The following is a 15,379-nucleotide window of genomic DNA, read 5'->3' as shown; positions in this document are numbered from 1 at the left end:
CGGGTTAAGTGCACACCATCGTGGTGGGCAACTCCCCGGATACTGCCCGGCTCATCAACCCGGCGCAAGAATGGTGTTCGTCGGACGGTTACGCTTGCGCGACATGATGTCGGCGCAGCGCACTTCGACCAGCTTTCGGTCATAGGCGCGCAGCCGGGTTTCGGCCAGCAGCGCCTTGAGGTCGTCGCGGCTCACGTCAAGCACCTGGTTGTAATGCGCCAGCACCGCGTCCAGGTCGGCGTCAAGCAACTGTTCCTGGCTGGATACCGGCCCGCGTACCGGCGACAGCTGCATGTGCGGATACGGCCTGCGCGTGGCGTTGTTGTAGATGATGCCGGCCAGCACCAGGAGCACTGAATTGAGCATGACCGGATACACCGCAAACGCCGGGTCGCCAATACCGCCCAGCACCATCATCAGCGCCGTTGCGCCGCCCGGCGGATGCAGGCAGCGCAGCGTCAGCATCAGCGCAATCGCCGTCGCGACGGCCAGCGCAGCAGCCAGCTCGGGCGCGCCCAGCAGATAAACGCCATGCACCCCCCCACAATGCCCACCAGCGCCGACAGCGTGTTGCCGCCCACCACCGCCCACGGCTGCGCCATCGGGCTGGCCGGCAAGGCAAACACCAGCACCGCGCTGGCGCCCAGTGGTGCCACCAGCCAGGGCAGGCGCTGCAGGCCGTCGCCGCCAATCAGGTGGCACAGCAAGCCGGTCAGGAAAATGCCCACCAGCGCGCCAATCACCAGCCGCAGCCGCTCACGCGTGCTGATGCGGGTTCGTGCCGGCTGGAAAGCGCGCCACCAGACGGGGCTGAAAAAAACCGACAGCCTGCGAAGGCTGTCGGCCACGAAATCAGGTGCGAAATGAAATTTCATGAAAACACGTTGTTTAGACCGGCTGTGTTGCCGGTCAGGTCAGGTCGGCCGCAACGCTCAAGCGGTCAGGCCCGCGCAGGCTTCATCTTCGCGCCCGCTGGTACAAAGCCTGCACCTTGGGCACATTGGCCTGGAGTTCCTCGATGCGCTGCGGCCCGGAAGGATGGGTGGACAAAAAGTTGGGGCCACCCGCGCCGCCGCCGGCCTGGGCCATTTTTTGCCACAGGCTGACCGCCGCCTGCGGGTTGAAGCCGCCGCGTGCGGCCAGCTCCAGACCGACCAGGTCGGCATCGGTTTCGTCTTCGCGGCTAAAGCGCAGCGTCAGCAACTGGGTGCCGACATTGGCCGCCAGATCGCCCAACTGGCCCAACCCGAACAATTGCGCGCCCAGCGACAGCAAGGTGCCGGTGCCTTGGGTTTTGGCGATACGGGCGCGGGCATGTTCGCGCAGCGCATGGGCCATTTCGTGGCCCATGATCATGGCGGCTTCATCGTCGGTGAGCTTGAGTTGCTCCAGAATGCCGGTATAAAAAGCGATCTTGCCGCCCGGCATGCAAAACGCGTTGATCTGCTTGCTGCCAATCAGGTTGACCTCCCAGCGCCATTGGCTGGCCCGGTCGTTCCACTGCGCGGCCTGGGGAATCAGGCGCTTGGCAATGCCGTGCAGGCGCTGCAACTGCGCATTGCCCGGCGGTGCCAGCGCGCCCTGGGCTTTGGCGTCGGACAGCAGCTTGGCGTATTCCTGGTTTGAGGCGGCTTCAAGCTCCTCGGCCGGCACCAGATTGCGCAAACCCGAAGAGCGCCCCACGTCTACCTGGGCCAGCAAAGGCGGGGTGGCCAGTGTGGCCGCGCTCCCGGCCGCCGCCAGCAAAAAGCCACGGCGACTGGACCAGGAAGAATATTTGACATCGCATAAAAAGCACATGCGGGAATAATAGCCACAAAATCAAACCCTTATGTCAGACAAAACCTCTTCAACGCCCGCTTGCCCGCCGCCTCTTTCCTCTGCTGCCAGCCCCGCCGAAACCCAGCCGCCAGTGGCAACCAAGCCCGGCTGGCGCGAGGTCTGGCGCGTCTATTCGGAAGCGGCCACGCTGCGCATGCTGCTGCTCGGGTTTTCAGCCGGGTTGCCGCTGCTGCTGGTGTTTGGCACGCTGAGCTTCTGGTTGCGGGAAGCCGGCATTGACCGCACCACGATTGGCTACCTGAGCTGGGTCGGCCTGGCTTACGGCTTCAAGTGGGCCTGGGCACCGCTGGTTGACCGGCTGCCGATTCCGCTGCTCACGCGCTGGCTGGGCCGACGGCGCAGCTGGCTGCTGCTGTCCCAGGTCACCATCATGGTGGCGCTGGTCTTCATGGCGCTGACCGACCCCAAGCTGGCGTTGCTGCCGATGGTGTGGTGCGCCCTGGCCGTGGCGTTTGGCTCGGCCACACAAGACATTGCGCTGGACGCCTACCGGATTGAATCGGCCGACCTCCAGCGCCAGGCCGCGCTGGCCGCTGCCTACCAGACCGGTTACCGCATGGCGATGATCTGGTCGGGCGCGGGGGCGCTGTGGATTGCCGCGCGCGCAGAAATCGCCGGCGTGGCCGCCTACCAGCATGCCGCCTGGCAAACCGCCTATCTGGTGATGGCCGCGTCAATGCTGCTGGGCGTGGTGACGGTGCTGTTTTCACCCGAGCCCCAGCGCCGCGAACTGCCGCCCAGCAAAAACGCCACCGACTGGCTCAAGGGCGCCTTGATCGAGCCGTTTGCCGACTTTTTGCGCCGCTACGGCAAGCAGGCGCTGTTGATCCTGGCCTTGATTGCGATGTACCGCATCAGCGACGTGGTGATGGGCATCATGGCCAATCCGTTTTACGTCGACATGGGCTACACCAAGGACGAAGTGGCCACCGTCACCAAGATTTACGGCGTTGTGATGACGCTGGTCGGCGCGTTTGTCGGCGGCGGGCTGGCGATGCGCTTTGGCGTGATGAAGGTCTTGATGCTGGGCGCGGTGCTGAGCGCCGGCAGCAACCTGCTGTTTGCCTGGCTGGCCACCGTCGGCCACGACGTAACCGCGCTGATTTTCGTGATCTCGGCCGACAACCTGTCCAGCGGCATTGCCTCAGCCGCCTTCATCGCCTACTTGTCGAGCCTGACCAACATCAATTATTCAGCCACCCAGTACGCGCTGTTCAGCTCCATGATGCTGCTGCTGCCCAAGGCGCTGGCCGGTTATTCGGGCACCTATGTCGATGCTTTTGGCTACAGCCACTTCTTTACCGCCACGGCGCTGCTCGGTGTGCCGGTTTTGCTGCTGATTGGCCTGGCTTCACGGTCAAAAACGGCTTCTGCGCAATAAGCACGGGCGCAAGCAGCTATTAAAATAGTAGTAGCCTAACGCTGCCGTTTACATGATCTTTACGGGTGCTTCAAGCGCAATTGTTGCGTCTGGCGCACCATGAATCCTGCGGCGACAGTCCCGTTCGGGGAACGCCTTTCCAACCTGAGGACGGCCCATGACACAGCAACTTTTGATGATCGAAGACGACACCCGCCTGGCCAGCATGGTGGGCGAATATTTGCGCCAGTCGGGCTATGGCTTTACCCACGCCGCCACCGGCACCGCCGGCCTGGAAGCACTGCAGGCCAGCGCGCCCGACCTGGTGATCCTGGACTTGATGCTGCCCGACATGGACGGCCTGGAAGTGTGCCGCCGCATCAAGGGCCAGGGCAGCGCCTCGGCCCACACTGCCGTGCTGATGCTGACGGCCAAAGGCGACCCGATGGACCGCATCGTCGGCCTGGAAATTGGCGCTGACGACTACCTGCCCAAGCCGTTCGAGCCGCGCGAGTTGCTGGCCCGCATTCGCGCCGTGCTGCGCCGGGGCGGCGACAACAATGCCAGCGCCACATCGGCCGGCAGCCACAAAGTGATGCATTTCGGCTCGCTTGAGATCGACCGCGACGCGCGTTCGGTTTCCGTTTCGGGCGCGCCCTGCGAGCTGACGTCCTACCAGTTCGACCTGCTGGTGGCGCTGGCCGAGCGCGCTGGCCGCGTGCTGAGCCGCGACCAGATCATGGAAGCCGTGCGCGGCCGCGAACTCGAAGCCTTTGACCGCTCGATTGACGTGCACATGGGCCGTATCCGCAGCGCCATTGAGCTCGACGCCAAAGACCCCAAGCGCATCCTGACCGTGCGGGGCGTGGGCTATGTATTTGCCAAACAGCAAGACTGAGCGCCGGTTGAATACGCACATCTGGGCCCGCTTTACCTCGCACCTGTACGTGCGCATCTGGCTGGCCGTGGTGGCCACCGTGGTGGTGCTGACCTTTCTGGTCGCTGCCGCCTGGCATTTAAGTGCCGATCCGCCGCAACTGCCTATCCGCGAAGTGCTGGTCCACAACGCCGCCGGCGAAGTCATCGGGCGGGCGCAAACCTGGCCCGACCGCAAGCGCGGCGAAGACATCGAATTCAATCTGGTCACCACCGACGGCCAAACCCTGAGCCTGCTGCTGCCGCGCCCGAAAATGCCGCCTGGCACCACCTGGAACCGGCTGCCGTTCGGCTTCAGTTTTGGCTGGATGCTGGGCCTGGTCGGCCTGGCGGTGGCACTGGGCGCTTACCCCGTGATGCGGCGGCTGACGCTGCGGCTGGAGGCGTTGCAGCGCGGCGTCGAGCGCTGGGGCGCGGGCGATTTGTCGGCGCGCATCAACACCGAAGGGCGCGACGAAGTGGCTTTTCTGGCCCGACGCTTCAACCATGCCGCCGAACGCATCGAAACCCTGATGGAGTCGCACAAGTCGCTGCTGGCCAATGCGTCGCACGAGCTGCGCTCGCCGCTGGCGCGCATCCGCATGGGACTGGAATTGTTGGCCCCCACGCTCGGCACTGATGTGTCCTCGCTGCCCCCCGAGGGGGCTGGCCTTGCTTGGGGCGGCCCGGCGCGGCGGCCGTTGGCCCACTCACTGGCCACCCAGCAGAAAGACGAAATTTCGCGCAGCATTAACGAACTTGACCAGCTCATCGACGAGATTTTGCTGGCCAGCCGCCTGGACACCAAGCAAGCCGATGCCGAGCCTTTTGAATCGCTGGACTTGACCGGGCTGGCCGCCGAGGAATGTTCACGTGTCCATGCCGAATTGCAGGCCGAACTGACCGACGGCCCGGACGCCGGCCACAGCCTGACGGTGCAAGGCTCGCCCCGGCTGCTGCGCCGGCTGATACGCAACCTGCTTGAAAATGCCCGGCGTTACAGCCAGGGCGACATCAGCCTGGAACTCACCCAGACCGGCACGGGCAAACAGCAGCGCGCCGTCATTCAGGTGCATGACCGGGGGCCGGGTGTGCCCAGCGCGCAGCGGGAGCGCATTTTTGAGCCGTTTTACCGACTGCCCGGCGCCAGTGAGCGCGAGGGCGGCGTGGGCCTGGGCTTGGCGCTGGTCAAGTCAATCAGCGAACGCCACGGCGGCACGGTGCGCTGTGAAGCGCGGCCCGGCGGCGGCGCTTCGTTCATCGTCGAGCTGCCCATGACGGATCAAAAAGCATGAACCAAACTGCCAGCGGGCAAACAAACCGCTGCCCCTAAAAAGAGCCGTCCCCCCGTGTTCAGGGGATGTTCAAAACCCCGGCGCTCAAGCATAGTAGAGACGTTGCTGTCACAACATTGGAGATGTTCAAAAAAATAACTCCCGTTTTTTTGATGAACCCATTAAGATCGGGAATCTTCACCGAAATGATTTTCTGAGAGGACTTTTACAAGGCCACCGCAAGGTGGCCTTTTTTTTGCCGGCTGATTTTGTTTTCAATACCCGACTGGCGGGGCGGCTCAGTTATCGGCATTGCGGGCGCAGCGCAGCCATGATGCCGCTTGCCCGACACCCGACTGGTTGCTATTTTTTTAATAGCTGCCAGCGCCCGTCCAGCCTTCACAAGCAGCACTTTTGATCCCAAAACGCCATTTTCAGACCAGAACCACCGCGCTTTAAAGCACCTGCAGCACCTGCGCAGCGCTGATGTCGTTCAGGCAGCGCGTATGACCGAGCGGGCATTCGCGGGAAAAGCACGGCGCGCAGTCCAGCGGCGGCTGGTAAGCCGGGTCGTTTTTCAGCCAGAGCACCTGCGCCTTGTCGCTCAGCGGCGGCGTGTGCAGCGGGCTGGACGAACCAAAAATCGCCACCTGCGGTACGCCCAGCGCAGCGGCTACGTGCATCAGGCCCGAGTCGTTGCTCACCGTGCTGCGGCTGGCGGCAATCAGCGCCAGCGCCTGCGGCAACGAAGTTTTGCCAGCCAGACTCAAGCATTTACCGGCTTGCACGGCATTGACCGGCACGGCAATCTCGTCACACAGCGCCGCTTCCTTGCCGGAGCCAAGCAGCACCACCGTCGCATCCAGCTGGGCCGCGAGTTCGGAAAAATGGCGGGCCGGCCAGCGCTTGGCCGGGCCGAATTCGGCCCCCGGCGCAAACACCACATAAGCGCCGCGCTGCAGGCCCAGTTCACAAAGCGTGGCCTCGATCTGCGCTGCTTCCATGTGCATTTCAGGCCGGTCATTCTCAAGACCAGATTCCCCGCTCAGGGCCGAATAAAACGCCACCATCGGCGGTTTGTCTTTCGGGTTTTTCAGCCGGTGCGTGAGCAGGCCGACACGCGCCTCGCCCAGGTAACCGATGCGCTGCGGAATGCTGGCCAAAAACGGCAGCAGCGCGCTTTTGAGCGAATTCGGCAGCACATAGGCCTTGTCAAACTGGCCCGCCAGTCGCTTGGCAATGCTGCGGCGCGCCTTGAACTGCAGGCCGCCGTGGGCAAACGGAAACTCAATGACATCGGCCACCTGCGGCATGGCGCGGTACACCGGCGCCACCCACGGCAAAGCGCCCACCGTGAGGCGCTCGCCACGCGCAGCCAAGCGGCGCAGCAGCGGCTCGGTCATGACCGCGTCGCCGATCCACTGCGGGGCGATGATGAGGGTGTGGGTCATTCAGGATTCAAGCCGCACACCCGCAGCAAAGCGTGGGGCACCCTTCCACCCCAGCAGGGGCCGCGGAACCGGCTTCGCCGGGCTGCAGGGGCAGCGCCCCTTCGGGGGGCAGCGACCCGCGCAGCGGCAGGGCGTGAGGGCACGTCTCCTCCAGCAGGGGCCGTGGAACCGGCTTCGCCGGGCCACAGGCGCAGCGCCCCTTCGTGGGGCAGCGACCCGCGCAGCGGCAGAGCGTGAGGGCACGTCTCCTGCAGCAGGGGCCGTGGAACCGGCTTCGCCGGGCCACAGGCGCAGCGCCCCTTCGGGGGGCAGCGACCCGCGCAGCGGCAGGGCGTGAGGGCACGTCTCCTGCAGCAGGGGCCGTGGAACCGGCTTCGCCGGGCCACAGGCGCAGCAGCCCCCTCGGGGGGCAGCGACCCGCGCAGCGGCGGAGCGTGGGGGCTTTTTAATGGCCCCCGCCAAAGTGTTCACCCGCCTTGAGCTGGTACACGGTGCCGCAGTAGGAACACTTGGCCTCGCCCGTGCGCGCCACGTCCAGGTAGATGCGGGGGTGGTTGTTCCACAGTTTCATGTCGGCCTGGGGGCTGGGGCAGGTGATGCAGCCCTGGGCATTGAGGTCGCTGGCCAGCAGTTCGATGGGGGATGATTTGTTCATGATGTCAGGCGTTTCTTGTTATTTTTGGACGGCAGCGTTCAGACCTGGGTCAGCCACGACGCGTACTGGGGGTTGCGACCATTGACGATGTCAAAGAACGCCGCCTGGATTTTTTCGGTGATCGGGCCGCGCGAGCCGCTGCCGATTTCGATGCGGTCGAGTTCGCGGATCGGCGTCACTTCAGCCGCCGTACCCGAGAAAAACGCTTCGTCAGAAATATAGATTTCGTCGCGCGTAATCGGCTTTTCTTTAATGGTGATGCCCAAATCCGCGCAGATGCTGAAAATCGTGTTGCGCGTGATGCCGTTCAGTGCGCCGGCGCTCGAATCCGGCGTGTAAACCACGCCCTTGCGCACGATGAACAGGTTCTCGCCTGCGCCTTCAGACGCAAAGCCCTGCGGGTCGAGCAGCAGCGCCTCGTCGTAGCCTTCGTCGGTGGCTTCCATGTTGGCCAGGATCGAGTTGGTGTAGTTGCTCACCGCCTTGGCGTGAATCATGGTGATGTTGACGTGGTGGCGCGTGAAGCTGCTGGTCTTGACGCGAATGCCACGCTTCAATCCCTCTTCGCCCAGGTACGCGCCCCAGGTCCAGGCGGCGACCATCAGGTGAATCGTGTTGCCCTTGGGGCTGACGCCGAGTTTTTCAGAGCCAATCCAGGTCAGCGGCCGGATGTAGCCGCTTTCCAGCTTGTTCTCGCGCACCACGGCGAGCTGGGCGTCCATGACTTCCTGCGGCGTGAACGGAATTTTCATGCGCAAAATTTTGGCGCTGTTGAACAGCCGCTCGGTGTGCTCTTCAAGCCGGAAAATCGCCGTGCCGCCGTCGGGCATTTTGTACGCCCGCACGCCTTCAAACGCGCCGCAGCCGTAATGCAGGGTGTGCGTCAGCACATGGATTTTGGCGTCGCGCCACTCGACCATCTGGCCGTCCATCCAGATTTTTCCGTCGCGATTTTCCATGGAAGGGGCTGCTGGAGACATGCTGATGATCCTGTGGTGAGTGTCGTGAAAGGGTGTTGCAGATCGGGCCGGCATGCGGACAGCCCGCACAGGCCCCGCAAAAACCCGAAACGCTGATTTTACGGGCGACTGCGGAGCGCTAGCTTTGACGCACACGAATTCCTCTGGCCTGCCCGGTGCGTGCCGGGCGAACTTATGGGATAGGAAGTCACCTGTTGCGCGGTCAGCCATTGGTTTTTGCACACAACTCAGTTCGTCCTTTTGCCCATGGCCGGCTTGGCTGAAATAGGTTTTATCATTTTTTGTTTGATTTTAAAGAAAACCAAGCACTTACCCGCTTTTCGGCATTAATTGACATTTTTTGAAAAAAACCTCACAAAATTGATTCTTTTGTCATAATTGATACCGCAAGTGGCAATTAAAGAGAATTGATACATTTCGGCGAAAGCGGTTGGCTAACCGGCGATTCGCAGATCAGTTTCTCGGTCCCGGTAACGCCTCAGGCGTTGGCGGGACATCAGGCAAGTCTGCAGCGCTACCCGCGGCGCAGCAGCAGTAAGCGGTGTTGGATTGGGCGATTTTGCCCCGGTTATTTTTGAAACTGGAATTCGATATGAACACGAAAATGAGCAAACTGGCACTGGCAATCGGTGCGTTGGTGATGGCGGGTGGGGCGATGGCGCAGAGCACTGCCACTGAAGCGGCTGCGACGGCGAATGCCAACGTTATCCGTCCGATCACCATTGCGAAAGACGTTAGTCTTGAATTCGGAAATATTGTGGCGGGGGCCGGTACGGTCATCATCGCAGCTTCAGCAGCCGGTACTCGGACAGACTCCGCTGCGGCCTTGACCCCCGGTACTCAAAAAGGAACTGTCAACGCTGCGACCTTTAATGTGACCGGAGAGGGTGCTGCAACCTATGCCATTACGCTGCCTGCTGACGGTGCTGTGATTCTGAAGAACGGCGCTGGTGGCACTGCAGTGACCGAGATGGTGCTTTCGGGCTTCACCAAGGCCGTCAAGAGTGCAGGTACCTTGTTGACGCTGGAAGGATCTGCCGGTGGTGCAGGCACCCAAAGCTTCTACGTCGGTGCGACTTTGACTGGCGTTGCAAGTCAGGTTCCCGGCGCTTACACGGCGAATTATTCGGTGACCGTGGCGTACAACTAACAGTAAGAAACCAGCGCTGAGGCCACGGATGTCAACCGTCTTTGCGTCAACGGGACTCTTGTTCGCAGGGGTTCTGTCGGCCGCATCAGGACAGGCAGCCACAGTTTCGGCAGGCGCCAGCGCGACGGTCATCGATCCCGTCAACGTGACGACCTCGGTGGCGGACTTGCCGGTCACGGTCAGCACCTCTGGCGGCTGGGTCAGGGTGGTCATGCCGCCGGCCCAGCCGCCGCCAGTTTCAAGCTCATCGTCGGGCGGCGGCAACGCCGGCGCGGCAGTGGCCTCGCCGGCGCTGGACGGCGCATCCCTGACGCTCGAAAGCTTCAAGCAACTCGCGGCAAGCGACGGCACGGTGCAAGGCGATACCGTGAGCGCACTGTCGCTGCTGGCCCCCACGGCTCCCAATGGCGGCAGCTACAGCGTCACGGTGGCCTTCAATTGAGCCGCACTCTCATGCGGCCGCTCAAGCTTTCATTCACTAGGCCTGCCAAGTTTTTTCAGCCCCGCCCCCTGCGCCCCCTGCGCGCCCTGCGGCGCTGGCTGGCGGTGGCGGCCTGCGTACTCGGCGCCTCGGCGGTGCAGGCGCAAACCATTGCCAACACGGGCGGCTTGTCCTTCGGGTCTTTCGTGGCCGGCTCGGGTGGCACCATCGCCGTGGCCACCAACGGCGGACGCAGCAAGACCGGCGGCGTGATGCTGGTCGCGCAAGGCGGCAGCAGCACGGCGGCGCAGTTCATCGTCAGCGGCACGGCCAATGCCACGTATGTAATCACACTGCCTTCCGACGCAACGGTGGCCTTGTCCGACGGCAACGGCCACAGCATGGCGGTCAACAGCTTTGTGAGTTACCCCAGCGCCACGGGCACCCTGTCAGGCGCTGGAACGCAGATTCTGAGCGTCGGCGCCACGCTAACGGTGGGCAATGCCCAGGCGCCCGGCAGCTACACCGGCTCCTTTCCCGTGACCGTCAACTACAACTGAAGTCAGTTCCAGACGGCGCGGCTCAAGTCTCAAAAAATTTCAGGAAGCTCATGATGCGTTTTTCCCCTTCTTTCTTGTTGTCCGGCCGGGCGTTGCTGGCAGCCCTGGCGCTGGCACTGGCCGCCCCGTTGGCACTGGCCGACCTGTCCCTGTACCCCACCCGCATCGTGCTGGAAAAAAACCAGCGTGCCGCGCAGGTTGAACTCATGAACAACGGCACCGCGCCAGAGACTTACCGCATCAACCTGGTGAACCGCCGCATGGGCGAGACGGGCGAGTTCATCGCCCTGGAGGCGCCCGGCCCGGGCGACCAGTTTGCCGACCCGCTGCTGCGCTACTCGCCCAAGCAGGTCACGGTGCAGCCCGGCAGCTCGCAAACGGTGCGCATCTTGCTGCGCAAGCCGGCCGATCTGGCGCCGGGCGAATACCGCTCGCACCTGCAGTTTGACCGCGTGGCCGACGCCACCGGGGCCAGCAGCATCGAACAGGCCGGCAAGCCCGGCGACAAGGAGATTGGCGTGGTGATCACCGCACTGGTCGGTGCCTCGATTCCGGTGATCGTGCGGCAGGGTGAGACGCAAGCCAGCGTGACGCTGTCTGACCTGGCGCTGCTGCCCGCAACGGGTGACGCTGGCCCGGCGCTGGGCTTTGTCATCAACCGCAGCGGCAACGGCTCGGTCTATGGCGACCTGAACGTCAGCTTCACGCCCAAGGGCGGCAAGCCGGTGGACCTGGCCAAGGCCGGCGCCCTGGCGGTATATGTGCCCAACGCCCTGCGCCGCGCGCGCATGGTGTTGCAAGTGCCGCCGGGCACTGCGCTGGCGGGCGGCACCCTGAACCTGAGCTACCGTGAGCGCGCGGAAGCCGGCGGCAAGATGATGGCAGAAGCGAGTCTGACCCTGCCCTGAACGCTTGACCGGCGCCTGCTGGCGCCGTCCCACGCCCATGCCACCGACGCTTTCCCCATTTTTGCCGTATTGCCTGCTTGCAGCGCTGTGCCTGGCGCCACTGGCGCCGGCGCTGGCGCAACAGGCGGCAACACCAGCCCCCGCCCCGTCTGCCAGGTCAGGCGCGGGGCATGTGAGCCGTGACATCGAAGCCAACCTGCTGATTCTGGATGTGCGGCTCGATGGTTTCATCCTGTCCGACGGCTTGAGCGCCTACCAGGACGGCCCGCAGATTCTGCTGCCCCTGGGCGAGCTGGCCCGCTTGCTGACCCTGGCCATCACGGTTCAGCCCGAAGCGGGCAGCGCCAGCGGCTATGTGCTGCGCGAAGACCGCACCTTCGGGCTGAATGTGGGGCAATCGCTGGCGAGCCTTGCTGGCAACGACATGCGATTCGAGGCGAAAGGCGCCCGCGTCATCGGTGACGACATTTATGTCAGCAGCGAGTTGCTTTCGCGCTGGCTTCCGATCGACTTCGAGATCAGCATGTCGGCACAGCAATTGCAGGTCAAGCCGAGGGAAAAGCTGCCGCTGCAGGAGCGGCTGGAGCGCGAGCGCGCGGCCAAAAGGCTGGGCGGTGCCAGGCCCGAGCAGCTGGCCGACCCCGGCTATCCGCGCGCATTGGCGCCTTACCAGTGGATTGACCGCCCCTTTATTGACCAGACCTTTGGTGCGGATGTGCGGGCCGCGCCGGGTTCGCACCAGCTCAACGCCGCCTACACCGCCTACCTGACCGCCGATGTGCTGGGCATGGAGGGCGCGGCTTATGTCAGCAGCAGCCGCGACAAACCCAAGCCCGACTGGCGGATGACGCTGGGCCGCAACGACCCGGATGCGGGCTTGCTGGGGCCGCTGCGCGCGCGGTCCTTTGTGGTGGGCAATATTTCGGTGCCCAGCGTGGCCAACGTGATGACCACCAGCGGCACCGGCCGGGGCGTTGCAGTCAGCAACCGGCCGCTGGACCAACCCACCAGCTTTGACCGCCAGAGCCTGCGCGGTGACCTGCCGCCGGGCTGGGACGTGACGCTGTACTACAACGACGCATTGCTGGGCTTTCAGGCCTCGCGCACTGACGGGCTTTATGCGTTTGACGACTTGCCGCTGTCGTTTGGCCGCAACGAATTTTTGCTGGTGTTCAACGGGCCGCTGGGCCAGATGCGCACCGAGCGCAAGAGCTTTTTGCTGGACCAGTCGATTGTCAAGCCCGGTGAAATCCTTTATTCGCTGGTTCAGCACCATGCGGACAACGGCGATATGCGTAGCGTGGCCAGGTTCGATATGGGGCTGACCAAAAAGCTTGCAGGCAGTGCAGGTTTCATCCGCATGCCCCGTCCGGTGGCAGGCCAGAACCGCACTGAAGAGCGCGGGTATGCCCAGCTGGGGCTGCGGGGTTACTGGGATTTGGCCATCGTGACGTCGGAGATGACCTTCTCCCAGAGCGGCGGCATGCTGGCCGAACTGGGCCTTAAAACCCGGCTGGGAAACTATGCGGTGGATTTGCTGCACACCCAGGTGCAGGGTGACTTTGACAGCGATGCCTTCAGCGCCAGTGGCGACCCCGTCAAGCAGCGCGACAAGCTGCGGGTGGTGGGCACGCTGGCGCCGCCCAGCCTGCCCCGGATGCCGGTGGCGGTGGAAGCCCAGCGCGAAGTGCTGAAATCAGGCGCGACCAACGAAGCGGTTGCGGGCCGGCTGTCCTTGATGCTGGCGGGCACTTCCATTACCAACGGGTTGGCCTGGCAGCGCGCGGGCGGCGCAGTCAGCACCAACGGCAACCTGCAGTTGAGCCGGCGCGTGGCCGACATGGGGCTGAGCGGGCAACTGGCTTACTCGGTCAAGCCCGAGGCGCGCTTTGACTCGCTGGCACTAACGGCCGACCGCAACCTGGCCAGTGGTTACCGGGTCAATGCAGGGCTGATGCGCACATTCTCAGCCGGCACGACATTGATCGCGGGCGGGCTGAGCAAGAATTTCGGCAGCTTTGCGCTGGCGGTGAGCGCCAGCTATTCGAACCAGCGTCAACTGGCGCTGGGCCTGCAACTGTTCGTGGCGCTGGGCCGCGAGCCGCGCACGGGCAAGTGGTTTAGCGATGCGGTGCCGATGGCCAGCATGGGCGCGGTGTCGGCGCGCGCCTTTGTGGACCGCAACCTGAATGGCCTGCGCGACCCGGATGAGGAGCTGGTGCCCAATGCCAGCTTCATCATCAACAGCGGCGGTCGCCACCCCACCCCTACCGCCGACGACGGCACGGCCTTCATGGGCCGGCTGGCCCCGGGGCGCTATTCAGACATTGCGCTGGACGCATCCACGCTGGAAGACCCGCTGTGGAAATCCGTGAACGAGGGCGTGCGCGTACTGCCGCGGCCAGGCCTGGTGCAGATGCTGGAGTTCCCGGTGGTATCGACCAGCGAAGTTGACGGCACGGTGTTCCTGCTGGGCAAGACCGGCAAGCGCGGCATTGGCGATGCGGTGGTGGAGCTGGTGGACAGCAAGGGCGCCGTGGTGATGAGCACGCCAAGTTCGTCGGACGGTTTCTATCTGTTGCGCCAGGTGATGCCGGGCCGCTATACCTTGCGGATTTCGCCGGCGCAGGCGACCAAGCTGGCGCTGGCCTCCACGCTGGAGCGGCCTGTCGAGGTGAGGCCCGACGGCGACTTCATCAGCGGGCAGGATCTGGAATTGAAACCGGTCACGCCCTGAAAGCTGGCTGCAACGGATTGCATGCGGGCGGTGATGAGGCAAGCTTGTCATGCCGGCTGCAGCCAACGCAACCACCGTCAGTCCAAAGACGCCTGCGGGGGCTGGCCGGGCCGAAACAACTCGTAATCCGTCAGCTTGCCGCCAACAAACGTGCAGGTGACATGCGAGCCGGTGCCGTCGGTCCAGCGAAAGATTTCGGGCTGCACGTCTTTTTCGCTTTGCAACTGGCCCAGCGCGCGCGTCATGGCAATCACATGCATCAGCGTCACGCCGGGTTTGAGTTTGGCGTTGAGCATCACGGCGCTGCCCACATAGCCGATAGGCCGTTCGGCAGCGCGCCGCAAAACCGTCATCATGCGGGTGAAATGCAGCAGCATCCACATCACCAGGCCGGTCGCAATGGCCGCCACGCCCGACCAGCCGTACAGGTAGTAGGCCAGCGCCACGGCCGTCACGCCTGCAGCAGGAATAAGAATTTTCTGGAAGTTCATGGCGGCTATTTTGGCAGGCCAGACGGGCCGCCGGCCTGCGGAGAACGCGTAGCGGCAACGGGTCATTTTGGCCAAGGCACGGGTTTTGCACGCCAACGTCAGCGTTCGTCGCCCCGGCCAAAGCCGCCGCCGGGCATTTCCTGCTGCCCGCCCGCAAGCGGATAAATTCACCGCAAACACGCCTGCCACCCACGCGGCGGGTTTACGATGCGGGTGATGGATGAACTCAACCAGCTCGCGTCTCTAGGACTTGTCCTGCCCAGCCCGGCCTATATAGCGGGCGCAATCCTGTTCGGCCTCATCGGCTACGCGGCGTTCCGGCGGGGCCGCAAGACATCGACCGCGTCGCTGACCTGGACCGGCGCGGCGCGGCGCGGCGTTGATGCTCTATCCGTATGCCGTGCCGCAAACCTGGCTGCTCTGGGTGGTCGGCGCGGGTTTGTGCGGATGGCTTTATACCCAGTGGAACTGAGCCGGGGCCAGCCAACTGACGGCCGGCTTTGACCGCAGCGCCATTCGGGCCAGCCTTATGGATTTTTCGTAACTACTCAGCTCCCTCGAAGTGATAAGCGAGAATAAGAGCAATGCCCAGCCTGCCCGATCTCAGCGAACTCAGTCCTGCGCAAAAGGACGAG

16 protein-coding genes are annotated in these 15,379 nt (G+C 63.8%); 9 read left to right on the top strand and 7 right to left on the bottom strand.

Going from position 1 to position 15,379, the window contains the following annotated elements:
- Positions 1-54 precede the first annotated feature (54 nt).
- The 3 genes from RCH06_RS17230 to RCH06_RS17220 form a co-directional block, all read right to left on the bottom strand.
- Positions 55-537, bottom strand: a complete 483-nt coding sequence (locus RCH06_RS17230) for an HPP family protein (protein ID WP_327082694.1) — start codon at positions 535-537, stop codon at positions 55-57.
- Positions 465-875 carry an HPP family protein gene (locus RCH06_RS17225; protein ID WP_327082693.1) on the bottom strand — a complete coding sequence of 137 codons (411 nt, stop codon included), beginning with the start codon at positions 873-875 and terminating at the stop codon, positions 465-467. The genes RCH06_RS17230 and RCH06_RS17225 overlap by 73 nt, the downstream gene beginning before the upstream one ends.
- 82 nt (positions 876-957) lie before the next feature.
- Positions 958-1,800: a M48 family metallopeptidase gene (locus RCH06_RS17220; RefSeq protein WP_327082692.1), complete on the bottom strand. Its 843-nt coding sequence runs from the start codon at positions 1,798-1,800 to the stop codon at positions 958-960.
- A 31-nt stretch (positions 1,801-1,831) separates the two neighbouring features.
- Between RCH06_RS17220 and RCH06_RS17215 the strand changes: the two genes are divergently transcribed.
- From RCH06_RS17215 to RCH06_RS17205, 3 genes are all read left to right on the top strand, one after another.
- Positions 1,832-3,223: an AmpG family muropeptide MFS transporter gene (locus RCH06_RS17215; protein ID WP_327082691.1), complete on the top strand. Its 1,392-nt coding sequence runs from the start codon at positions 1,832-1,834 to the stop codon at positions 3,221-3,223.
- Between the two features lie 157 nt (positions 3,224-3,380).
- The gene (locus RCH06_RS17210; RefSeq protein WP_327082690.1) at positions 3,381-4,100 is read left to right on the top strand and encodes a response regulator transcription factor; all 720 of its coding nucleotides are present in this window, start codon (positions 3,381-3,383) and stop codon (positions 4,098-4,100) included.
- The gene (locus tag RCH06_RS17205) at positions 4,075-5,412 is read left to right on the top strand and encodes an ATP-binding protein (RefSeq protein ID WP_442799716.1); all 1,338 of its coding nucleotides are present in this window, start codon (positions 4,075-4,077) and stop codon (positions 5,410-5,412) included. Before RCH06_RS17210 ends, RCH06_RS17205 begins: the two co-directional genes overlap by 26 nt.
- A 434-nt stretch (positions 5,413-5,846) precedes the next feature.
- On the opposite strand, the gene waaF is transcribed toward RCH06_RS17205, so the two are convergent.
- The 3 genes from waaF to RCH06_RS17190 form a co-directional block, all read right to left on the bottom strand.
- On the bottom strand, positions 5,847-6,842 hold the full coding sequence (gene waaF / locus RCH06_RS17200) for a lipopolysaccharide heptosyltransferase II (protein WP_327082688.1): 996 nt from the start codon (positions 6,840-6,842) through the stop codon (positions 5,847-5,849).
- Positions 6,843-7,287: 445 nt separating this feature from the next.
- Positions 7,288-7,497 (bottom strand): zinc-finger domain-containing protein, encoded by a 210-nt coding sequence (locus RCH06_RS17195; RefSeq protein ID WP_327082687.1) that lies wholly within the window; start codon positions 7,495-7,497, stop codon positions 7,288-7,290.
- A gap of 38 nt (positions 7,498-7,535) precedes the next feature.
- Complete coding sequence (locus RCH06_RS17190; RefSeq protein WP_327082686.1) at positions 7,536-8,477, bottom strand: branched-chain amino acid transaminase; 942 nt, start codon at positions 8,475-8,477, stop codon at positions 7,536-7,538.
- A 592-nt stretch (positions 8,478-9,069) separates the two neighbouring features.
- Here RCH06_RS17190 and RCH06_RS17185 point away from each other — a divergent pair.
- From RCH06_RS17185 to RCH06_RS17165, 5 genes are read left to right on the top strand one after another with little or no spacing between them, the layout of a single operon-like run.
- Complete coding sequence (locus RCH06_RS17185) at positions 9,070-9,627, top strand: DUF4402 domain-containing protein (RefSeq protein ID WP_327082685.1); 558 nt, start codon at positions 9,070-9,072, stop codon at positions 9,625-9,627.
- Positions 9,628-9,655: 28 nt separating this feature from the next.
- Positions 9,656-10,069: a hypothetical protein gene (locus tag RCH06_RS17180; RefSeq protein WP_327082684.1), complete on the top strand. Its 414-nt coding sequence runs from the start codon at positions 9,656-9,658 to the stop codon at positions 10,067-10,069.
- On the top strand, positions 10,066-10,608 hold the full coding sequence (locus tag RCH06_RS17175) for a DUF4402 domain-containing protein (RefSeq protein WP_327082683.1): 543 nt from the start codon (positions 10,066-10,068) through the stop codon (positions 10,606-10,608). The genes RCH06_RS17180 and RCH06_RS17175 overlap by 4 nt, the downstream gene beginning before the upstream one ends.
- Before the next feature lie 50 nt (positions 10,609-10,658).
- Positions 10,659-11,516 (top strand): molecular chaperone, encoded by an 858-nt coding sequence (locus tag RCH06_RS17170; protein ID WP_327082682.1) that lies wholly within the window; start codon positions 10,659-10,661, stop codon positions 11,514-11,516.
- Between the two features lie 37 nt (positions 11,517-11,553).
- Complete coding sequence (locus RCH06_RS17165; RefSeq protein ID WP_327082681.1) at positions 11,554-14,253, top strand: MSCRAMM family protein; 2,700 nt, start codon at positions 11,554-11,556, stop codon at positions 14,251-14,253.
- 77 nt (positions 14,254-14,330) lie between these two features.
- Here the strand turns inward: RCH06_RS17165 and RCH06_RS17160 are convergent, their stop codons facing one another.
- A complete protein-coding gene (locus RCH06_RS17160) occupies positions 14,331-14,744 on the bottom strand; it encodes a glycerate kinase (protein ID WP_327082680.1) in 414 nt (137 codons plus the stop codon).
- 216 nt (positions 14,745-14,960) lie between these two features.
- Between RCH06_RS17160 and RCH06_RS17155 the strand changes: the two genes are divergently transcribed.
- A complete protein-coding gene (locus RCH06_RS17155) occupies positions 14,961-15,248 on the top strand; it encodes a hypothetical protein (RefSeq protein WP_327082679.1) in 288 nt (95 codons plus the stop codon).
- Positions 15,249-15,379: the final 131 nt, after the last annotated feature.

Source organism: Polaromonas sp. CG_9.5 (assembly GCF_035984465.1).
Classification (GTDB): Bacteria; Pseudomonadota; Gammaproteobacteria; order Burkholderiales; family Burkholderiaceae_C; genus Polaromonas.
The sequence above is the reverse complement of the archived record's forward strand: the minus strand, read 5'-3'. Positions and strand labels throughout refer to the sequence as shown.